Origin of the sequence: Aquimonas sp. (genome assembly GCF_044377145.1) — a bacterium.
Taxonomy (GTDB): Bacteria; Pseudomonadota; Gammaproteobacteria; order Xanthomonadales; family Xanthomonadaceae; genus Aquimonas.
The window spans coordinates 1-22,152 of the sequence record NZ_JBILJQ010000001.1 but is presented as its reverse complement, the minus strand read 5'-3'; the positions used below and the strand labels follow the sequence as shown (position 1 = coordinate 22,152).

Here is a 22,152-nt window from a genome sequence, read left to right as displayed (position 1 = left end):
CCAGCAAAGGAGCGCACAGAGAAGCCACAAGTCGATTATCGATCTGTTCCGCATGACGACGGTCTCCAGCGGGGAAGAAGCGAAAACCGGTGCAACAGATGTGCCGCTGCGCGAATGGAGACATCCATCTCTCTGGAAACCTGCACTGGCTCCAGTCATGGTCGCGCAGTTCAGCCGACATCCCGACAAACGCCATGAATTTGTCGCCGGGGGATGGCGACACGATAATGCTCGCCCTCTTGTGCGCCGGCTGGCGCGAGCGCATCACGTGAAAAAATCCGATTTCGACTTCCATCTGCCGCCCGATCTCATCGCGCAGGCGCCGCTGGCCGAGCGCTCGGCCAGTCGGCTGCTGTGTGTCTCGGCCGACGGGCAGCACCTGGATCGTAGGGTGCGCGATCTGCCGCAACTGCTGCAGCCGGGTGATCTGCTGGTGTTCAACGACACCCGGGTGATTCCGGCGCGGCTGTTCGGCCACAAGGACAGCGGTGGGCGAGTCGAGATTCTGATCGAGCGGCTGCTGTCCAGCCACGAGGCGCGCGCGCAGTTGGGCGTCAGCAAGTCGCCGCGGGCAGGCGTTCGCATCCAGCTGGATGCGGGCGGTGCGTTCGAAGTGCTGGGGCGCGAAGGTGAGTTCTATCGGCTGCGCCTGCTCGGCGACGAAACGTTGGAAAAGTTGCTGCTGCGCGCCGGCAAACTGCCGTTGCCACCCTACATCCAGCGCGAGCCGGGCAGCGATGACGCCGAGCGCTATCAGACCGTGTTCGCGCGCGAGGTTGGTGCGGTAGCCGCGCCCACGGCTGGCCTGCACTTCGATCAGGCCCTGCTGGATGCCCTGAGCCAGCGCGGCGTCGAGTTCGGCCACATCACCCTGCACGTGGGTGCTGGCACCTTCCAGCCCATGCGCGCCGAGAGCGTGCACGAGCACACCATGCACAGCGAGTGGCTGAACGTCGGCGCAGAGCTGGTCGAACAGATGCGCCGCACCCGCGCTGCCGGCCATCGCGTGATCGCGGTCGGGACCACCGTGGTGCGTGCGCTGGAGTCGGCGATGCGCGAAGGTGAGGTCCACCCCTTCGCCGGCGAAACCCGCATCTTCATTTTTCCCGGCTATCGCATCCGCTCGGTCGACGCCCTGATCACCAACTTCCACCTTCCGCAGTCGACCCTGCTGATGCTGGTCGCCGCCTTCGTCGGCCGCGAACGCATTCTCGCCGCATATCGCTATGCGGTTGAACAACAGTACCGGTTCTTCTCGTATGGCGATGCGATGTTGTTGGAGCCTGGAGGGCCGGGAATCGGGAGTCGGGAATCGGGAATCGTCAGCAGCAGCTCCGACCCCTGAGCCATCCCCGGCAGATCATTCGCGCCCGCGTTGCGCGCTGGCCGCAGTCTTCGGTGCGCTGCTCCCACCGATTCCCCGTTCCCGACTCCCGATTCCCGGCCCCCAAATGTCCCGTCTAGATTTCCAGCTCCACAGCACCGATGGCGGCGCCCGTCGCGGTCGGCTCACGTTTCCACGCGGCACGGTGGAAACGCCTGCCTTCATGCCGGTCGGCACCTATGGCACCGTCAAGGCGATGTTCCCCGAAGACCTGCGCGTGCTCGGTGCCGAGATCATTCTCGGCAACACATTTCACCTGTATCTGCGGCCGGGTCTGGAGGTCATTCGCGCGCACGAGGGCCTGCATGGATTCACCCGTTGGGACGGGCCGATCCTCACCGACTCCGGCGGCTTCCAGGTGTTCTCTCTGGCGCATCGGCGCAAGATCACCGAGGAGGGCGTGACCTTTGCTTCGCCGGTCGACGGCAGCAAGGTGTTCCTCAGCCCCGAGGTGTCGATGGAGATCCAGCGCGTGCTGGATTCCGACGTGGTGATGATCTTCGATGAGTGCACCCCGTACCCCGCGACGGAAAAGCAGGCGCGCGATTCGATGCAGCTGTCGCTGCGCTGGGCCGAGCGCAGCAAGCGTGCGCACGAGGGCAACGATGCCGCTCTGTTCGGCATCGTCCAGGGAGGCGTGTATCACGAGCTGCGTACGCAGTCGGCGCGCGAGCTGATCAACATCGGATTCGATGGCTACGCGGTCGGGGGCCTTGCCGTGGGCGAGCCCGAGGCCGAGCGCAACGCGATGCTCGAACACACCTGCCCGCAGCTTCCTGCCGAGCGACCGCGCTATCTGATGGGCGTGGGCCGGCCCGAGGACATCGTTGAGGCGGTGGCGCGCGGCATCGACATGTTCGACTGCGTGATGCCGACCCGCAACGCGCGCAACGGCCACTACTTCACCTGGGACGGCGCGGTGCGGATCCGCAACGCCCGCTACGAGAAGGACACCCGACCGATCGAAAAGGGCTGCGGCTGCTATGCCTGTTCGCGTGGCTTCAGCCGCGCCTATCTGCGCCATCTTGAGCGCTGCAACGAGATCCTCGGCGCGATGCTGGCCACCCAGCACAACCTTTTTCACTACCAGGCCTTGATGCGTGAAATTCGCGTCGCCATAGAGAACGGGCGTTTTGAGGCCTTCCGGGCCGAGTTCTACCGCCGCCGCACGGCGCCTGCTGCCGACTGATCGGGTCGACGTGCTGGCGCATGGCATAATCCGCCGCTTTGCTGGCGCCCACCGCAGGCATTCGCGGCGGGCGTACGCGTTCTCCATCCACCGAGGTCAACCGCATGGATTTTCTGATTTCTCCCGCCGCCGCGCAGGCCGCCCAGCAGCCTTCACCGTGGTCGCCGCTGATCATGCTGGCGATCTTCTTCGCCGTTTTCTTTTTCCTGGTTATCCGGCCGCAGATGAAGCGCGCCAAGGAACACCGCAACATGGTTTCGGCCCTGTCCAAGGGCGATGAGGTCATCACCTCCGGCGGCATCGCCGGCCGCATCGATGACGTCAGCGATGCCTTCATCACGGTCGAGATCTCCGATGGCGTTCGCGTCAAGGTGCAGCGCGCTGCGGTGACCGTCGTGCTTCCAAAGGGCACGCTGAAGTCGGCCTGATTGCCACTGTATTGCCTGTCGCTCGCTGCTGATTCCCTCACAAAACCGGTCGTCCGCGACCCTGCCGGGTAGTTGCCCATGCTTGAGTATTCCCGTTGGAAGTTCGCCCTGTTGGCGATCATCGTTGCGTTCTCGTTGCTGTATGCATCGGGCAACCTGTTCCCGAAGGATCCGTCCGTACAGATCACTGCAGGCCGCGGCGCAAGCATCGATCAAGCGCTTGTGGAAAGGGTTTCGGGGGCGCTGGAGTCAGCCGGGATTGCAGTCAAGTCGGTTGCGATCGAGGAAACCGCGCTGATGGTGCGCCTGACCGATGTCAGCGTTCAGCAGAAAGCCGCAGAAGCCCTCCGCGAAATTCTGGGCGATGACTATCTCGCCGCGCTCAACCTGGCCTCGACCGTGCCCGCATGGCTGGATGCCCTGCACGTCGAGCCCATGGTGCTCGGTCTTGATCTGCAGGGTGGCGTGCACTTCCTGATGGAGGTTGACGTCAAAGCCGCGACCGACAAGCGCTTCGAGGCGATCCTGACCCAGATCCGGGAGCTCCTGCGCAAGGAGTCGGTGCCCTACACCGCGGTCAATCGCACGGCGACTGGCTTTGATGTCGTCCTGCGCGATCCGGAAGACCGAGATGGCGCACGGGCGTTGATCCGCAACCTGCTGCCCGCACTGCAGTTGAGTGCCGGCACAGACCCCAACCGCCTTGTCGGCAGCCTGAACGAGGACGAGTTGCGCCTGGTGCTTGAGCAGACCATGGAACAGAACACCGTCACTCTGCGTAACCGCATCAACGAGCTCGGCGTGTCCGAATCGATCGTGCAGCGCCAGGGTGGCACCCGGTTGGTCGTGCAGCTGCCGGGTGTTCAGGACACCGCGCGCGCCAAACGTGTCATCGGCGCAACTGCAACGCTTGAGTATCGCGCGGTGGTCGATGGTGATCCGTACGCCGCGCGCGATACCGGCCGTGTGCCACCCGAGGCCAAACTGTTCAACCGTCGTGAACTGGGTGCCGACGGCAAGCCCGTACCTGTACTACTGGCGAAGGCCGTAATCGCTTCCGGTGACCAATTGACGGGTGCCATGTCGGGCCTGGACTCGCAGTCCGGTACGCCCAAGGTTGACATCACCCTGAATTCCGCCGGTGGTCAGCGCATGCTGGAGTTCACCCGCAACAACGTCGGCAAGCCGATGGCGGTGGTGTTCATTGAACGCACCCAGGAAACCCGCGTCGTCAACGGCAAGGAAGAGCTGGTCCCGACCATCAAGGAAGAAGTGATTTCGGTGGCAACTGTCCAGGGCGTGTTCGGCAGTACTTTCCAGACGACCGGTCTGGACAGTCCGGAAGAAGCCAATCAGCTCGCTCTGCTGCTGCGCGCGGGTTCGCTGGCGGCACCGATGGACATCATCGAGGAACGCATCATCGGCCCGAGCGTGGGTGCGGAGAACATCAGGGCCGGTGTTTCCGCGGTTGCGTTCTCTTTCCTGGTGGTGATGTTCTTTTTCGTGATCTATTACAAGACCTTCGGAATGATCACCAACGCCGCCCTGATCATCAACCTTCTGATGATGGTGGCGATAATGTCGCTGATTGGCGCCACGCTGACTTTGCCCGGTTTGGCCGGAATCGCGCTGACCGTAGGCATGTCGGTTGACGCCAATGTGCTGATCAATGAGCGTATCCGAGAAGAGCTGCGTGCCGGCAACACCCCCTTGAACAGCATTGCCAATGGCTACGACAAGGCGGCCGGAACGATCGCCGATGCCAATATCACCGCCATGCTGGCCGGTGTCGCTCTTCTCGCGTTCGGCACTGGCCCGGTCAAGGGTTTCGCCATCACCCTGATCCTCGGCATCCTTACCTCGATGTACAGCGCGGTGTCTGCATCGCGCGGCATCGCCACGCTCATCTACGGCCGTCGGCGCAAGCTGGCTGGCCTCTCGATCTGAGGCCCCGCACCGATGAATCTGTTTCCATACGACAGCCGCTTCGATTTCATGCGGCTTCGCAACGTATCTCTCATCATCGCCCTCGCTCTGCTGCTGGTTTCGCTGGCAGCGATCCCGGTGCGTGGTTTCAACTTCGCCCTCGATTTCACCGGCGGCACCGTGGCCGAACTGCATTTCGAGAAGTCGGTAGATGTGAATGCCGCCCGTACCACCTTGGAGGCCGCGGGCTTCGAGGGAGCACAGGTGCAGAGCTTCGGTGCTTCCAACGAGGTGCTGGTCCAGCTGCAGCCGACTGAGGGTGATGCGAACGCCCAGCGTACTGGCGATGTCCTGCTGAAAGCGCTGAACAGCAGCGACAATCCGGGCACCTTGGTGCGCAGCGATTTCGTCGGTCCGCAGATCGGAAAAGAGCTTGCTACCAACGGCGTCTATGCCTTGTTGCTGGTGGTTGCCGGATTCCTGATCTACATTTCATTGCGTTTCGAATGGAAGTTCGCGGTGGCCGCGACTCTCACCACGTTGCATGACGTGATGCTGGCAATCGCTTGGTTTGCAATCAGCGGCCACGAGTTCGACCTGAACGTGCTTGCAGGCATTCTGTCGGTGATGGGGTACTCGATCAACGATACGATCGTGGTGTTCGATCGCGTGCGCGAGAACTTCCGTACGCTTCGACTCAGCCCCGTAGAGGTCATGAACCGAGCGGTCAACCAGACCATGTCGCGTACGATCATTACCTCCTTCGTGGCTCTGCTGACCGTGCTGGCTTTGTATTTCTACGGCGGCCCTTCGTTGAAGGGCATGGCGGAATCGCAGATCATCGGTATCGTGATCGGTACTCTGTCATCGATTTTCATTGCGTGTCCGCTGCTGCTTTGGCTGGGCGCTAGCAAGGAGGATCTCTTGCCCAAGGCACAGGATGAAGCCGAGCTAGCCCGCCGGCCCTGACCGTTCCCACCACTTTTGACAACGAAAAGGCGCCCTTGCAGGCGCCTTTTCCGTTGCAGGGAATTGACAAGCTGTCGGGGCCTGCAACGGCACCAACAGAGGTGCTGGTGGTACTGGCCGGAATCACGATCTACGAGCCGCTGCGCTTTGAGTGGAAGTTCGCATTTGCCACCGTCGCCGGAGAAATGCAAGTCGCGATCGTGATCCTCGGCGCGTCTTCGCGGCTGGGATGGAGTTTGACCTGGCCGTGCTGGCCGCGATTCTGACGGTCGACGGCGACTCGGCGAACGACAAGCACGTCGTGTTCGACCGCGTGCGCGAACTGTTCCGCGCCAGCCGCAAGGACGACCGCGAGGGCATCATCAACCGCGCGATCAACAGCACTCTGTCGCCTACGATCATGACTTCTCTGACGACGATGCGGACGTGCGTCGCGCTGTACTTCTGGGGCGGCACCGCCCTGCAGGGCTTCGCCTTCGCCCTGATCGTCGGCAACGTGGTTGGCACCCGATCCACCATCTTCTTCGGCAGCCCCCTGTAACTGAACCTGGGCGTGTCCAAGCAAAAACATGATGCCTCGCGCCAAGGACTGCGAGGTGCTGAATCATCGGCGGTAGCCGTTCTTGAGTTGACACCCTGATCGCCGGATCCACGTGATGGCGACATCAGGGAGCCCTCGTCTTTTGGGTTGCCCCTAGGGGTTTCGGGCGGAGCAAACCTCGCAAAGGGCGGGCTGCTAGTGCATCAGAATCGACCGTTGTTGGCTTTCATGGGTTTGGATGCACTTCGCGTTCAAGATTTGTCAACAGCCGCGGTGATCAGGCGGCGATATCGGTGGCGTTTTTCCTGGATCGTTCATGAGCCTGATTTCAGTTTGCTCGGCCTTGGCCTGCGCGGCCCGCACTTTCAGCGTGCTTGCGCTCTTCTGCGTCGTGCTGTGCGCACAGAGCGCCTTTGCGCAGACTGATGCGGTTTGTGCGGAAGTTCGAATCGAGATCCGCCAGAAGCTGAGTCTTGAGCGTCAAGGATTTGATGCTGTCCTTCGCATCCGCAACGGTTTGACCAGCGCTGCAGTTGAGTCGGTCGCTGTCAATATTCTGTTCACTGATGAGCTCGGCAACCCCGTGCTGGCGAGCGGCGATCCGAATCAGTTGGGTGCGGCATTTTTCGTGCGACTGGACGGACTTGAGGATCTCGGAGCGGTCGACGGTTCCGGCGTGGTCGCGCCCGCCAGCACCGGGACAGCTCGATGGTTGATTGTCCCCGCCGCGAACTCCGGCGGTGATCTCCCGAGCGGGCGTCGCTACCGTGTCGGCGCGAGAATCACCTACACACTCGGCGGTGAAGCGCGATCGGTCGATGTGGTGCCTGAAACAATTACGGTTCGGCCGCAGCCGCGCTTGGCGTTGGACTACTTTCTCGCTGGTGATGTGTACTCGGACGACGCATTTACGCCGGAGCTGGAGCCCGCGGTGCCGTTCACCTTGGGTCTGCGCGTGCGCAACGTGGGTGCCGGTGTTGGCAACAACGTGCGGATCGAGTCCTCCCAGCCGCGCATTGTCGAAAACAAGCTTGGGCTACTGATCGGCTTCAACCTCATCGGCGGTTTTGTTGACGACTCCCCGTCATCGGCCTCACTCGCGCTGTCCTTGGGCAACCTCCAGCCGGGTAGCACGCGGATGGCCCGCTGGTTGATGGAAACCACACTGAGCGGGCGCTTCGACGAGATCGAAGCCCGCTACAGTCATGCAGACTCGCTTGGCGGCAGTTTGACGTCATTGATCGAGGGCGAGCCGCGCAGTCACTTGCTGGTGCGAGATGTGCTGGTGGATCTGCCGGGGCGCGACGGTGTGCGCGATTTCCTGGCGCGAGATGGCGATGCTCTGCGCGTGTACGAATCCAGCGGTGTGGATACCGTGGTGACCGATGCGTCGGCAGTGGCCAGCCTTGTGACTGGGGCTGTTCCAGGGCAGTACCGATTGACCCTGCCGTCCCAGCCCGGCTTGACCTACGCGCGCGTGATTGATCCCAGCGCGGGGACTGCAACAGCAATACAGGGATTCCGCGCAGACGGCTCGGCCTTGCCGGCAGAGAACGTGTGGTTCACTAAACGCCGAAACGCCAGCTTGGCCTGGGTCTACTACCTCAATGTGTTTGACGCCCGCGGTGGCGGAAGCTTCAGTCTGCGGACCGATCTGCCTCCGGCAACCGCCAGCCTGTCCGGGCGGGTTTTCTTGGACGCGAACGCCAACGGCGCAGAGGACCCGGCTGAGCCCGGTCTTGAAGGCGTGAGTCTGACGCTTGACGGAAGCGCTGCGGGGGCGGTCGTACAGCGTTCTACCTTGAGCAACGCGCAGGGCGAATTCAGCTTCACCGGTTTGCCGGCGGGCACATTTAGCATTGCGGTTGGGGCTGTCACCGGCCTTGTGGACGGTGTGCCTGTCGCCGGCAGCGCCGGCGGCCTGACAGACGCAGCAGCTATTCGCCAGATCGGCTTGGGTGTTGCTCAGTCTGCTGATGGCTACCGCTTCGCCAAACTGGAGCCTGGCGTCTCGGCACAGGCGGATCTTCAGCTCGCCCCGATTGAAGGCCCCGAGCAGGCCACCGCTCAGCAAGCGGTGGCGTACTCGCTTCGCGCTCGTAACCTCGGCCCTCAAGGCGGTAGCGGCAGTACCCAGTTGACTCTGCCCGAGGAGTTCGAGATCACCGGTGCGTCGGCGTCTCAGGGCACTTTCAATGCCAGCACCGGGCTTTGGGTTCACGGCAGCCTTGCGGCAGGTGCCGAGCAGTCGATCCTGCTGCAGGGGCGCTTCACCTCGGCCGGCAGTTTCTCGTTTGCCGCTGCGATCAGCGCAGTTGCGGGCGGCTCCAAAGACCCCGATCCATCGAACAACCTCAGCAGTGTTCAAGTGGAAGTCAGCCCCGATGCGATTCTGACGGCGGGTTTGCAGCTCAGCCGGAGTACGCGTGTTTTGGTTTGGGCGACATGTGCATCTGGCAGCGGGCCGGCCTGCGTTGAAGGCCGCTTGCAGCGCTGGCGTGCGCTGCTTCAGGGGCGGGTGCCGGCCACGCTCACCAGCGAGCCGGCCGAGTTTCGTCGCGCATTGCGTAGCGGCGATTGGAACCTGGTGCTGGTGGATGGATCCTTGCTGCCACTCGAATCAGGGGGGCTCATCAACGAGTCGCGCGAGCTGCTGCGGCGCGGTGGCGGGTTGATCTTGTCGGGAACGCGCGACAGCTCGTGGGCGCGCTTCGAGACCTTGGCGGGCTTGGGCGGCAGCACGCCGCTAGCCGGTACAAGTGCTGATCTGCAACTGGTTGACAGCGAGTTCTTTGCCGCGGGGAGCGTCCCCGTCCTTGGGCCTCTGAACGCGTTCAACCCGACGAATGGGCGCGCGCTTGGCGCTGCGACAGGCGGCGAGATTCTGGTCGCTGCGGCGCCTGCCGCGGCGGTCGATGCTCGCGTACTGGCCTTCGGCTTCGACCTGCTTGCGCTGCTGGAGGGTGGAGCAGGGGCATCCTTGACCGGTTCGATCCTGGCAGGGGCAGCTGCGAACCCGCCCGCTGTGCTGCTCACTGCAAGTCCCATCGCGCTGGCTGCGGAAGTTCGCCGCGAGGCCCGATCCGCTGCGGGAGTGATGGAGTTGGGCGTAGAGCTTGCTCCTGGGTTCGAACTGCTTGCCGCGAACCCAGCGCCTGATTCGGCCCTGCCGCTGCGCCTTGACTGGCTGCGTAGCGTGCCTCCGACCGAGCTGCCGTTTGTCGTCCAACTTCAACTGCGCACGCCGCCGGCGGCTGGGCAGGTCGCCCTGCGAGCGCTTGCGGACTTGGAGAACGAAGTCGCTGAGCGCTCGTTGACGCTCGCGTTGCGTGACCGTGCAGTCCAAGCAACAGCCGCTGTCGCTGCACTTGAAGGTCTGACCGCCGCGCCGGGCGCGCAGGCGGAGGCGCTGGCGCGCAGCCGATCTCTGGTGCAACAGGCTCTGGCGGAGTTCTCGCCCGGCAATGGTGGTTCGGCGCTGTCGCATCTGCTGTCGGCCATCGAAGCACTGCGTGTGCTCCCTCAGCCGGAGGCTCGGTCCGCTGAGTTGGGTGTTTCCTGGCTGTTGGCGGCGATGGCCCGCGAGGCGGGCGAGCCGGGCACTGACATTTTTGCCAACGGTTTTGAGGCGGTGCGCTGATGCGGCGTTCGCCTGCACATCGCAGGCCCGGTCGGCTGCTTCAGTACGTGTCCGTAGCCTTGCTTGGCGGAATGCTGCAGGCCGCTGCTGCCCATGCGGTTGACTGTCCCTTGAAAGATGCCGGTGAGTCAGACGGCGCTCTGCGGCCGGTACGTGCGGCCCCTGCGGCCAGCCCGCGATCTGCAGGGGCGCAATCGGGCGAAGTTGTCGACGCGCGCCCGGAGGAGGGCGACAGTTGTCGGGTCGATGCCACGGTCGCGCGCGCTCAGGTGGGAAGCATTCTTGTCGATATGCGCGGGCCTCAGTACTCCGATGTTCACCCGCTGGAGGGCGCTTTGCAGATGCGCCGTAGCGAGCTGTCGCCGGCCCGTGTGCGGGAGCTGTCTGCGCCCCTGCTGTTGATAGGCAGCGGTTTGGACGATTCGGTGCTGGATGCGCTGTGTCTGCGCTTGCGCGCCGAGGCCAGCCCGCAGTTTTCGCTGCAGGTCGTGCGCGGCGGCGCGCGCGCGTGGCGTGCCGGAGACACATCGGAGATCCAGCCTGCCGTGAACGAGAAGCTCTCACCGCCACAATTGTTCAGCCTGTTGCAGGACTCCACGGTGGTTCTGCTGGTTGGGCCGGGGGTCGCCGGGCAAATCGACATCAATCTGGCCCGCGTGGTCAGGCTGCCCGCTGGCGGCCCCGATGCGCGCCTGGTTGATCGCCTTCGTGCCCAAGCCAGCGATGCCTTGGTGCTGTGGACGACTGAGCCTGAGCCCGCATGGCAGGCCCGTCTCGCGCAGCCCGGGATGCCCCTGCTGTGGATCTTTGAAGACGGTCACGACCAGTACGCGCGCTGGCGCGCGAACCAGTCGGCGCAGGTGGCCACGCGTGCAGCCGTATCGAGTCAGGGTTGCCGCTGGAACTGAGTCAGGCGATCACAAGCATCGACTGCAGATGCGCGTGGCTGGCCGAGAGTGAAGGAGATGGTGCTGTCACTGCAGCATTTGGGATTGGGTCGGTCGCCTGCGCATAGATGCGCTGCGACCCGCCCGCAGCGGGGGCCGGTCCGTCCGGCTGCGCGGTCGCAGCAGCGATCGGGCCAGACGGAATTGATACGTGGTTTTTTCAGAGGAAGTCTCATGCGCAGTTCGGGTATTGCAGGTGTGGCGGGGTTGGGGCTGCTGACGCTGGCGCTGAACGCGCTGGCTTTCGACAGTGGAAGCACGGGCGCGGACGGTGCGTTGACGCCCACTGTGAACACCGAGGTGCCGCTGCCGGAAAGCGGCACGCTGAACTATACGTCGATCAACATTCCCGACGGCGTGCGGGTGACGTTTCGGCCGAATGCCAGCAACACCCCGGTGACGCTTTTTGGTCAGCGGGAATGCAGTGATCGCGGGCATCCTGGATGTCAGCGGTCAAGCCGGACCGGACACCAATGGCGCCGGCGATGGCAATGTGGCTGACGATGGCCTGCCGGGGCGTGGTGGTCCCGGAGGGTTTGGAGGTGGGCGCGGGGGGCAGCCGGATGCGTCCACAGCGGTGGGCAGTCGGCGTACCGGCGCTTCGGGTATTGGACCGGGCGGCGGGCGTCCAAGCATCGCGGTGTTTAGTTCAAGCTGTCATGGCGGCGGCGCCAGTTTTTCGACCTTGGGTGCAGTGCCCGCAGGCAACAGCGGCTGCAATAATCCAGTCCCGCCGACATATGGCAATGCGGACTTGATGCCTCTTGTCGGCGGGTCCGGCGGCGCAGGCGGCAGTGGATCCACCGGCGTGGGCGGTGCTGGTGGTGGTGGCGGAGGCGGAGCCTTGCTGATTGCGGTCAGCGGCACCCTAAATGTGAGCGGCAGCGGACAAGTGCTTGCGAATGGCGGCCGCGGCGGCCGCATTGGCGCCATAAGTAGCGACAACCTCGGCGCGGTCGGCGGTGGCGGCAGTGGCGGTGGCATTCGCCTTGTGGCGACGACAATCACCGGCGCCGGTGTCATCAGTGCGATGGGTGGAGCCCGCGGCGGTTATTCCAACGAGGGCAGCTCTCTGGCAGCCTTTGCAGGTGCTGGTCGGATTCGGCTGGAAGCCGAGTTCATGCAACGCGGCACGCCATCCACCCCGAACTACACCAGTGGCCTGCCCGGCCCGCTGTTCCTGATCGGCCTGCCCAGCTTGCGCATCTCCCGAGTGGGCGGCATCAACGCGCCAGCCGCGCCCACCGGCTATGCCGATGTGGTGCTGCCGACCAATGCGCCGAACCCGGTCGAGCTGGTATTGGCAACCCGCAATGTGCCCTTGGGCAACACGCTGTCGATCATCGTGACGCCCCCGAGCGGCGTTCCGCAGACCGTCGTGTCCGGTGCGATCGCCGGCAGCCTGGAGAACGGCACCGCGGTGGCCAATGTCGATATCCCGATCGGTCCGAGTGTTCTGCTGGCCACGCTCACCTACTCGGTCAGCGGAGCCCAGGCCCAGCAGCTCTCGCTCTATACCGGCGGTGAGCCGGTGGTGCAGGTGGAGCTGGCCGCACAGCTGGGCGCGGGCCCTGGGATGGTGACCCTGATCACTGAAGCCGGCCGCCGTTTCGAAGTCGCCGCGTCAGCGCTTTAAACCGAACGGATTGCAAGGACGGCGCAATGGCTCTGGCATCTCTTGGCTTCCGGCCGCGCGGCAACGCGTCGGCGCGCGGCCTGCACCTCGGCGTTCTGTTGGGCGGCCTGTTGGCTTTGCTCGCGGTTGCGAATGCAACTGCGGCGGTGCCGTCTGCCGCGTGTGACCAGACCAACACGCCGACATGCTCGTCGCGGTCGGAAGCCAAGAACGCGAAGTGGACCTTGCGTCCCGGCGATGTTCTGACGAGTGCGCCCCTGGGCGTGCAGCGTCAGGGCAACAGCACGCGAAGCCTGCAGCTGCTTGCGCCGGTCCTGGGCGTCGAGCGCACTGGCCCGACGCAGTCGCGCGAATGGCTGCATACCGGGGCCGCCATCGGGGTGGTACGTGGCAGCCTGGTGCAGTCGATCGTTCCGGGCCGCGTCGCTCGCGGCCAGAACGCACAGCCGATCGCCCTGCTTGGCATTGGCCTTGCGGCTGGCGTCAACGTGCGCGTGCTGCCGGCGGATGGCATTCAAGTCACGGTCGTCGATCGCGCGGGTGACGGCAGTCGCGTCAATCTGGAAGTGTCGGTCGCTGGCGAAGCGGCCGCCGGGCTGCGCCTGCTTCAGCTCGTTGATTCGCAGGGGCAGCCGCTGCCAAGCGCCGATTTGGCAGCGCGCGCGCTGTTGGTCGCGGATGCGGCGCCTCACATCCTCAGCGTCAGTCCACAGCTGTTACTGCCTGGTAGCCGCACCGAGCTACTGATTCGGGGGCGCGATCTTCGCGCATTGCCAGAACAGGGCCGCGGCGTGCTGACTGAAACCCTCGTGCGCCTAAGTCCCGCAGCCGATGTAGTGCTCGATAGCTCGGCGCGCGTCAATGCCGCCGGCGATGAAGCGCGCATCCATGTGCAGGTGGGTGCATCCGCTGCACCCGGCCCACGCCGCGTTGAAGTGGAAACCGCCAGCGGACTCTCGGCCGCTACGTCTGAGCCTGCCAACACCGTGCAGATTGCCGCGAGCCCCGTACTCCGTGAGTACGCGCCGGTGCTGGCGCCGGTGCTGGGCGTCCAGCGCAGCGATCCCATGACTGTTGAGCGCTTGCTCACGGGCGCCGCATTGGGTGTCGTGCGGGGACCGGCCATCCGCAGCCTTCAGCCCCCAGCGGTGAATCCTGGAGAAACCGTGGTGGTGCGGCTGCTAGGCGAAGGATTGGCTGGGGCCTCGCTCGCCCAGTTGGTGCCGGCCGACGGCATGCTGGTAAGCGCCGGCAGTCTGCAGGCCAGCGACCAGGAAGTCAGTTTCGAACTCCGGGTTGATCCCGCTGCCGCCCTTCTGCCGCGTCGGGTGCAGCTGCAGATCGGGTCCGTGCTGCTGAATGCACCTGTTCTGCTGCAGTTGCGTGGAGCGCTGCCCGAACTGCTGGCGCTCAGTCCAAACGTACTGATTCGAAACGGCGAAAGCCAGACCATCGAGATCCAGGGCCGCAACCTTGGGCAGGTCAATGCCGCGCGCCTGTTGCCGGACACCGGCATCATCATCGAGTCCCTGCAGGTGCACGGCCCAGCCCGCGCCACCTTGGTTTTGCGGGCATCCGCAGCCGCTCCCCGCGGCCCGCGTGTGCTCCAGTTGCGCACGGCAGGCGGCGACAGTACTGATCAAGTGGCCGCGACCAACACCCTACGCATCATCGACCGCAGCGAACTGCTCACGCCGCTGGTTGCGCCTGTGCTCGGCGTCACGCGCGAACTGGGGCCCCAGCCCCCGCTTGAGCGCGCGCTGTGGTCGTCCACGCTGGGTGTCCAGCGCGGCGCGTTTGCATCCTCGCTCAATCCATCGCGCCTGCCGCGCGGTGCCAGCTTCGAGGTGATCGTTCGCGGCCAAGGTCTGGTCGGAACGGACAGCGTGCAGGTTGAGCCCCCCGCTGGCGTCGAGGTCGCGTTGGGGCCGATCGCCGAAGACGGAAGCACGGCGCGACTGCAGGTCACGGTGGCCGCTGACGCCAGCCCCGGACCAAGACGCGTGCGCCTGGCCCGTGCTGGTGCCGCGGTCGAGTTCACGCCGGCCGACGCCGCCCTGCTGACGATTCTCAGCAATGCAGCTTCGTCACCGCTGGCGCTGGCGGACAGCTACACCCTGCAGGCAAATCGAGTCTTCGACGTTGCAGCCCAACAAGGCGTGCTGATGAACGACATCGACCCCCTTGGCGGCAACCTGAGCGCAGTGCTGCGCGCGGCCCCGGCCAATGGTGTTCTGCAGCTGCGCAGCGACGGCGGTTTCCAGTACACCCCGAACGCTGACTTCGCCGGCACCGATGCCTTCGACTACTCGGCCAGCAATGGCACATCGCTTGGCAATGCCGCACGCGTCACCCTGCGCGTCGATGAGCTGCACGATGCCGTGGATGACGCCTACGTCGCCCGCGACGATCGTGCCCTGGTGGTCCCCGCTGCAGAAGGTCTGTTGGCAAATGACCGCATCGGCGCTGGTCCCGCGCCGGAGATCGTGCTCGACCCGCCGGCGAGTGTGAGCGGCCTGCAGTTCGCGGCCGATGGCAGTTTCACCTTCAGTGCCAGCACGGCAGGAACGATCGAGTTCCGCTATCGCTTGCGTACCGCAACGAGCCTGAGTCTGCCTGCGCGAGTGCGGATTGTCGTTTCAGCAGTGAACGAGGCACCGGTTGCCGCAAACGATGCCTATACCCTGCGCCAGGGCGCGCGGCTCGATGTGGCTGCGGCGCAAGGCGTGCTTGCGAACGACAGTGACCCCAACGGCGATGCGTTGACGGCGGCGGTGCGCACCGCACCTGGCGTGGGTGCTCTGACCCTGCAGCCCAACGGCGGTTTCAGCTTCGCCGCGCCGACTGGTTTCTTCGGCGTCACCAGTTTCGAGTATGAAGTGCGCGATCCGCGCGGTCTCGCCGACACCGCCAGCGTATCCATCACTGTGTCCGAACTGGACCTGCCGCCTGCGCCGGTGTTGGCGTCCCCGGCAGATGGCGCAACCGTCTACCGGCCGCAGCTGGCGATCAGCGGTTCGGCTCAGCCGGGCAGCCGCGTTCAGCTCTACTTGGATGACACACCGGTCGGCGCGCAGGTGAGTGTCAGCCAAGGCGGCGGCTTTGCCGCAAGCGTGGTGCTCCCAGGCGAGGGCACGCACCGCATCTCCGCCGATGCGCGCAACGCGCGCGGTGTGGGCCCGCGCAGCCCGGATCGTTGGGTCACCTACGTCGCTGCGGCACCGCAGATCAGCCTGACCAGCCCAAGCGACGGCGCCCTGATTGAGCAGGATGTCGACGTGACCGTGGCGGTGGTGGACCCCAGCGGGATCCAGCACGTCGAGTATTTCGTCGACGGGCAGCAGCAGGCCCGGGTTGTGGCCGCGCCGTGGTCCTGGCGCTGGGCGATCGGAGCGTTCGCCGACGGTTCGCGCAAGTTGTCTGCGCGCGTTACCAATCAGGTCGGGCTCAGCGCTGATGCCGAAGTGGATGTGGTGGTGCAGAAGCTGCCGCCGCCTGCACCCCCGGTGCCCACGCCCTACGTCGGCGAGCTGATTGGCTTGAGTCCGGAAGTTTCGTTTGGCGAGCAGCCGGTGCGGATTCGCGGTCGGGCGATCGAGCGGCAGGGCTCAGCGCCGGTACCGAACGCGCTGCTGGTTCTGCTGTTGGAGGTTGGCGGCTTCGAGCGTCGAATCAACCTCGCTACCGACGCAGCCGGCGCCTTTGATTTCAACTTCCAGCCAGCGGCCACCGATGCGGGCAGCTACCGGGTATCCGTGCGGCATCCCGATCAGGCCGATCCTGCCTGGCAAGGGCAGTTCCTGCTGAATCGAGTCCGCGTGAACCCAAGCGTCTTCAACTTGAATGCAGCGCGCACAGTCGCCGCGAACGTGCCATTGACCCTGACCGCGAGTGCTGGAACCGGCGCAAGCAATCTACGTCTGCTGGCTCTGCCGGCCGATCAGCCCTCCGGCGCATTGCCGCCCGGTTTGCAGTTGTTGCTACCGAATCCCGTGAGCCTGGCGGCCGGTGCCTCACGCACCGTGCAGGTCAGCTTCACCGGTGGAAGCAGTACGCCCGAGGCGGGCACCGTGGTGCTGAGCCTGGTGGCCGATGAATCCGGCGCCGCTCCGCGCGCTCGCGTCAGCATCGCGTATCGGCTCAGCGCGCCTTTGCCATCGCTGGCGCCACGGCCCACTGCGCTGCAGGGCGGAGTCGTGCAGGGCGGGCAGATCACCTTGTCGACCGAGGTCATCAATCAAGGCCTGCTGGCCGCCGAAGGGGTGCGGGTAGAGCTGCTGAATGCCGCGGGCAATGGCCCGCCGCCGTCGTGGGTTCAGCTCAGCTCTCCGGCGGCGATCGGCAGCATCGGGGTGGGTGAACGCCGCGCCGTCCAGGTCACCGCCTCACCGGGCAGCGCGATCAGCGACGGGGTCTACGTCGTGCGTGCGCGGGTCACTGCTGCGAACGCCAATGCGGGCGATGTGCCGATCAGCATCAGCGTGACCCAGGATGGTGAGGGCGACCTGCGCTTCCATGTGGCCGACATCTACACCGAGACACCGGGCGTGAACGGCCAGCCGATACCCGGGGTTTCCGGTGCCCGCATCCGGCTTCAGCACGAAACCCTGCCTGATCTTCGGCGCGAGGTAACGACCGATGCCAACGGCATTGGCGTACTGCAGGCACTGCCGGCTGGACGCTACCGTTGGCGCGCCTCGGCGCCCGACCACGCCGAAGCCAGCGGCCGCGTGCTGGTGGAGCCGGGGCTGGAGGTGCCGGTGGACGTCTTCCTCGATTTCGAGCTGGTCACTATCGATTGGGACGTCAATGAAACCGTTATCGAGGACGAGTACGACATCGTCATCGGTGCCACCTTCCGCACCGAAGTGCCGGCGCCCGTGGTGCTGATGGAACCCGTGTTCGTGAACCTGCCCGCCATGCAGGTGGGCGAAGAGTTCAGTGGCGAACTGACCATCAGCAACTACGGCCTTGTGCGCGCCGACAACGTGGTGTTCTCGCCGGCCGCCAGCGATGCCAATTTCCGCTTCGAGTTCCTCGGCGAAGTGCCTACCGAACTTGCGGCGCGCGAGCGTGTGCGCATCGCCTACAAGATCACCGCACTGCAGGCGTTGCCGGCAGTGGCGCTGGATATGCTCGGCCGCGACCCGCTGAGGATGACTGAGCCGGAAGACCAACCCTTCCAGTTCACCGGGCAGCGCTCCGGGCCCAGTTGCAGCAGCTACCGCCGCGCCGCCGCACTGCAGTACGACTATCAGTGTGCGAACGGTGCAGTGCGCGCCGGATCCTGCAGCACCGCCTGGGGCCGCACCTGGGGCGCGCAGTGCGGCGGTCCGGGTGGGACAACGATTTCCGTCTGCAACGGCACCAGCTGCGGGAACGGCGGCGGCTGGGGCGGCGGTGGCGGCGGCATTCCGATGGACCCAGGCCCCGGCTGCACCCCGAACTGCAAGAAGTGCTGCGGCGGAGGTGGTACTGGCGGAGGAGGCGGAGGAGGCGGAGGCGGAGGAGGCGGAGGCGGTGATGGCCCCGGTGACTAGCCAGACCCAAGCCGCCGCAAACCGTCCTTCAAAAACGCGCTCCCATCCGATCCGAAGCACCCAAGCGCCGCTGGCGCCCCCTAGTTGGAACCCTTGATCATGCTGTCTTCGTTCTGCCTCAGTCTTTCCCGCCGCGCCGCGGCCCTCGCGCTGTTGGCCCTGCTTGCACTTTCAGCACAGGTGCACGCCCGCGGCGAGGTGTTTCTGCCGACTGGCGAGTACCGCGTGAACGCGGAGGACATGCGGATCAAGGTGCGCAACGGCTACGTGGTGTTTTTGCGCAGCTGGCGGGCGGACGATCTCAACAAGGGTGAGTTCCGCTGGCACCCGAACCCGGCCTGGGACGACCTGCGTTTCGAGCTGGATGTGATCGACGGCGTGCCGAAGTCGATCCTGCGCTCGGGCTCGCGGTTCGAGCGCAGCGGCAATGATGTGTACGTATTTCCAGCGCGAGTTTTTCATCCGCGCCGAGCGCGATGCCGACGCTGAGATCACCGGCTGGCGCTGGTACGACCGCAGCGGCGAATGGATCACCTACGACGCCCAGGGCCGCATCGCCAGCTACGGCAATCGCAACGGCCTGACGGTGCGCTTCACGCGCAACGCCGACGGCCGCATCGACGAGCTGCGCGACCGCGCCGACGCCTTGATCGCGCGCTACACCTGGGTCGGCGACGAACTGCGGGGCATTACCGATCGCGCCAATCGCAGCGTGCAGTACCGCTATACCGCCGGGCGCCTGAGCCAAGTGGTGGACGTGCTCGGCAAACCCTGGAACTACACCTACCAGGGCGGCCTGTTGCGCACGCTGGAAGACCCCGAAGGCCGCACCACCACCGTGCACTACGGCGGCAACCGCGTGGTGCGGGTGATCGACCCGCTGCTGCAGGAAACCACCTACAGCTACGACTACGACCGCGTCAGCCGCGAGTACACGGTGGTGATGCGCACGCCTGAGCAGCGCCGCACCGAGCGCCGCTACGATGTCGATGGCCGCCTGCTGCGCGAAGAAATCGGCAGCCGGGTGAGCAGCCAACTGCTGAAAGACGGCGAGTTCGTCGAGATCAGCGTCGACGAGCGCGGCCTGCGCACCCGCACCGAGCTGGATGCGAACCGCAACCCCGTGCGTGTGGTCTACCCGGACGGTACGCAGACCCTGAGCCGCTATGACGGCACCTACGGCAACCTGCTGGAGCATACCGACGAGCGCGGCGTGCGCAGCACCTACCAGTACGACCCCTCCGGCCGCCTGATCCGCCAGACCGAAGCGGTCGACACGCCCGAACAGCGCGTCACCGAGTTCGTCTACAACACCCACGGCGAGCGCACCCAGCGCACCGTCAAGGGCGCCACGCCGGCCGGGGACGTCGTCACCGACTGGACGTATGACGCCTACGGCAACGTCGAAACGGTCACCGACGGCGAGCGCCACACCACCCGATTCACCCACCACGTCAGCGGCATCTGGCTGACCCGCCGCGACCCGCTCAACCGCACCTGGACGCAGGAAGTGAACGCCGCCGGCTGGGTCACCGTCCAGCTCGATCCGATGGAGCACCGCGTGGATCACGAGTACGACGACGTCGGCAACCGCACGGCCACGATCGATGCCGCGCGCAAGCGCAGCGAGTTCGAGTACGACGGTCTGGATCGGCTGGAAAAGACCATCGACCCGCTGCGCGGCGAGCAGATCACCACCTACTTCGATGACGGCCAAGTCAGAACCCAGCGCGACGAGACCGGCGCGATCACGACCTACGCTTACGACGCTGATGGCCGCCTCGACACCACGACCGACCCGGCTGGCAACGTCACCCGCATGGTCTACGGCGATGCCGCCAGCGGCCTGGCCGGCCTGCTGGTGGCGATGGAGTATCCGACCTACCGCGAGGAGTACCGCTACGACACGCGCGGCCGCCGCACCCAGACCATCCGGATTCTGCCGGCGGCCAACGGCCAGCCGGAGCGCCGCGAAGTGCAGGCCACCGGCTACGACGCGGCGGGCAACCGCATCGCTGAAACCGACCCCGCCGGCCGCAGCACGCTCTACGCCTACGACGCGCTGGCCCGCCTCATCAGCACCACCGATCCGGCGGGTGGCGCCACCGCCTACACCTACGACCCCCGCGACAACCTGCTGAGCCTGAGCGACGCCAACCGCAATACCCACACCTTCACCTACGACCGCAACAACCAAGTGCGCACCGAAGCCCGGCCCAGCGGTGCCACCATCACCTACAGCTACGACGATGCCGGTCAGCTGACCCAGCGGCTCAGCCCCGGCGGCGAGCGCCGCGTGTTCGGGTACGACGACGCGGGCCGCAAGACCGACGAGCGCCACTATGCCGCAGGCGAAGACCAGCCCAGCGAAACCATCGACTACGACTACGACCCGCGCGGTCTGCTCGAGGCCTACACCCAGGTCACCGACCCCGGCACCCCTCAGCAGGCCGGCACCGCCGCCACCTACACCTACAGCGACAAGGGCGAGAAGACCGGCGAGACGATCACCTACCGCCGCGGCAGCGGCGCGGCCGCGATCGAGTTCAGCCACAGCCTCGGGCGTCGCTACCGCGCCAATGGCCAACTGGAGGCCATGACCTATCCCGACGGCACCGAAGTGGCCTACGGCTATGACCCGCAGAATCGCCTGACCTCAGCCGGTCTGCCGGGCGGCGGCCAGATCCAGTGGAGCCAGTGGCAGTGGCAGCAGCCGACCCGCGTGCAGATGCCGGGCGCCGTGCGCACGCTGGAATTCGACGGCTTCCAGCGCCCCACCCGCATTCGCAGCCAGGCTATCGGCGGCGGCAGCGCGGCCAATCCGGCCGGCGCGGTAATCATGGATTACCGCTACCGCTTTGACGCCACCGGCAACATCACCCAGCGCGAGACTGAGGACGGTGCGTTCAACTACGGCTATGACCCGCTGAACCGGCTGACCGCCGCCACCCCGCCACCGTCCCTGCAGGTCGACCCGGCTGCACCGGAAGCCGACAAGCTGCCGGTCGAGGCCTACAGCTACGACCCCGTGCACAATCGCCTGAGCAGCCAGCACCAGCCTGGGGAATGGCGCTACAACGCAGACAATCAGCTGCTCGGCTATGGCCTCGGCAGCGAGCAGGTCAGCTTTGCCTACAACGCCAACGGCCACACCGAACGCGAAACCACTGGCGACCCGGTCGCGCCGCTCAAGCTGCGCGACTACCGCTACAACGCGGCCGAGCGTTTGACTGCGATTGACGAGAACGGCCAAGCGCTAGGCCGCTACCGCTATGACCCGATGGGGCGGCGGGTGTACAAGGAGACGGCGACCGAGACTACGTGGTTTATCTACGCCGACGAAGGGCTGGTAGCTGAACTGCGTGCCGATGGTAGCGTCAAGCGCGGCTACGGCTGGAACGTAGAGGCTCCCTCCGGTATCGATCCGCTGTGGTTAGCCGACAAGACCGGCGCAGGGCAAAGCGACTGGACCACGCACGTCTACCACAACGACCATCTGTGGACCCCGCAGCGGTTGACGGACTCGGCAGGGCAAGTCACATGGAGCGGCAGGAGCGAAGCGTTTGGGCTGACCACGGCGGTGGTCGACAGCGTGGACAATCCGATGCGGTTTCCGGGGCAGTTTCATGACGGCGAGACTGGATTGAGTGAAAATCTGATGAGGAGTTATTCTGCGGCAACTGGCAGATATGCCCAGATGGATCCTGTCGGTCTGGTCGGCGGAGAGAATATGATGGCATATGGTTTCGCTCAACCAACTCGAATGATTGATGAAACAGGAGAGTGGGCATGGGTGCCCGTCGTGGTTGTTGTGGCGGCGATTTGCGCGAGGGTTGTCACCACGGTAGTTCGCCTTAGGGAACCTCTGTTTTATCCCAGCCCGGCTGGTAGAATTTGTGCATCACCCACATGACAGTCACCCCATGAAGCAGACCACCTTCGACTCTCTGGC

14 protein-coding genes are annotated in these 22,152 nt (G+C 65.3%); all 14 read left to right on the top strand.

The window, feature by feature from the left end; all coding sequences use genetic code 11:
- Positions 1 to 268 precede the first annotated feature (268 nt).
- The 14 genes from queA (at position 269) to ACIQ7H_RS00005 (ending at position 22,113) form a co-directional block, all read left to right on the top strand.
- The gene (gene queA / locus ACIQ7H_RS00070) at positions 269 to 1,345 is read left to right on the top strand and encodes a tRNA preQ1(34) S-adenosylmethionine ribosyltransferase-isomerase QueA (protein ID WP_395787086.1); all 1,077 of its coding nucleotides are present in this window, start codon (positions 269 to 271) and stop codon (positions 1,343 to 1,345) included.
- A 106-nt stretch (positions 1,346 to 1,451) separates the two neighbouring features.
- Positions 1,452 to 2,573 (top strand): tRNA guanosine(34) transglycosylase Tgt, encoded by a 1,122-nt coding sequence (tgt, locus tag ACIQ7H_RS00065; protein WP_395787084.1) that lies wholly within the window; start codon positions 1,452 to 1,454, stop codon positions 2,571 to 2,573.
- A gap of 104 nt (positions 2,574 to 2,677) precedes the next feature.
- The gene (yajC, locus tag ACIQ7H_RS00060; RefSeq protein ID WP_395787081.1) at positions 2,678 to 3,001 is read left to right on the top strand and encodes a preprotein translocase subunit YajC; all 324 of its coding nucleotides are present in this window, start codon (positions 2,678 to 2,680) and stop codon (positions 2,999 to 3,001) included.
- A gap of 78 nt (positions 3,002 to 3,079) precedes the next feature.
- Entirely contained in the window at positions 3,080 to 4,948 is a 1,869-nt protein-coding gene (secD, locus tag ACIQ7H_RS00055; RefSeq protein ID WP_395787078.1) for a protein translocase subunit SecD, read from the top strand.
- A 12-nt stretch (positions 4,949 to 4,960) separates the two neighbouring features.
- Positions 4,961 to 5,896, top strand: coding sequence for a protein translocase subunit SecF (gene secF, locus ACIQ7H_RS00050; RefSeq protein ID WP_395787075.1), 936 nt, complete (start codon positions 4,961 to 4,963; stop codon positions 5,894 to 5,896).
- Between the two features lie 35 nt (positions 5,897 to 5,931).
- Entirely contained in the window at positions 5,932 to 6,162 is a 231-nt protein-coding gene (locus ACIQ7H_RS00045; protein WP_395787073.1) for a hypothetical protein, read from the top strand.
- The gene (locus ACIQ7H_RS00040) at positions 6,126 to 6,437 is read left to right on the top strand and encodes a hypothetical protein (protein WP_395787071.1); all 312 of its coding nucleotides are present in this window, start codon (positions 6,126 to 6,128) and stop codon (positions 6,435 to 6,437) included. The genes ACIQ7H_RS00045 and ACIQ7H_RS00040 overlap by 37 nt, the downstream gene beginning before the upstream one ends.
- 316 nt (positions 6,438 to 6,753) lie before the next feature.
- Entirely contained in the window at positions 6,754 to 10,077 is a 3,324-nt protein-coding gene (locus tag ACIQ7H_RS00035; protein WP_395787069.1) for an SdrD B-like domain-containing protein, read from the top strand.
- A gap of 341 nt (positions 10,078 to 10,418) precedes the next feature.
- Positions 10,419 to 10,985 carry a hypothetical protein gene (locus ACIQ7H_RS00030; protein ID WP_395787067.1) on the top strand — a complete coding sequence of 189 codons (567 nt, stop codon included), beginning with the start codon at positions 10,419 to 10,421 and terminating at the stop codon, positions 10,983 to 10,985.
- A gap of 213 nt (positions 10,986 to 11,198) precedes the next feature.
- Positions 11,199 to 11,525, top strand: coding sequence for a hypothetical protein (locus ACIQ7H_RS00025; protein WP_395787065.1), 327 nt, complete (start codon positions 11,199 to 11,201; stop codon positions 11,523 to 11,525).
- A gap of 343 nt (positions 11,526 to 11,868) precedes the next feature.
- Positions 11,869 to 12,660: a hypothetical protein gene (locus tag ACIQ7H_RS00020; RefSeq protein WP_395787063.1), complete on the top strand. Its 792-nt coding sequence runs from the start codon at positions 11,869 to 11,871 to the stop codon at positions 12,658 to 12,660.
- A 26-nt stretch (positions 12,661 to 12,686) separates the two neighbouring features.
- On the top strand, positions 12,687 to 18,200 hold the full coding sequence (locus tag ACIQ7H_RS00015; protein ID WP_395787061.1) for an Ig-like domain-containing protein: 5,514 nt from the start codon (positions 12,687 to 12,689) through the stop codon (positions 18,198 to 18,200).
- A gap of 99 nt (positions 18,201 to 18,299) precedes the next feature.
- Positions 18,300 to 18,689, top strand: coding sequence for a hypothetical protein (locus ACIQ7H_RS00010; RefSeq protein ID WP_395787059.1), 390 nt, complete (start codon positions 18,300 to 18,302; stop codon positions 18,687 to 18,689).
- On the top strand, positions 18,628 to 22,113 hold the full coding sequence (locus ACIQ7H_RS00005; RefSeq protein WP_395787057.1) for an RHS repeat-associated core domain-containing protein: 3,486 nt from the start codon (positions 18,628 to 18,630) through the stop codon (positions 22,111 to 22,113). Before ACIQ7H_RS00010 ends, ACIQ7H_RS00005 begins: the two co-directional genes overlap by 62 nt.
- Positions 22,114 to 22,152 lie beyond the last annotated feature (39 nt).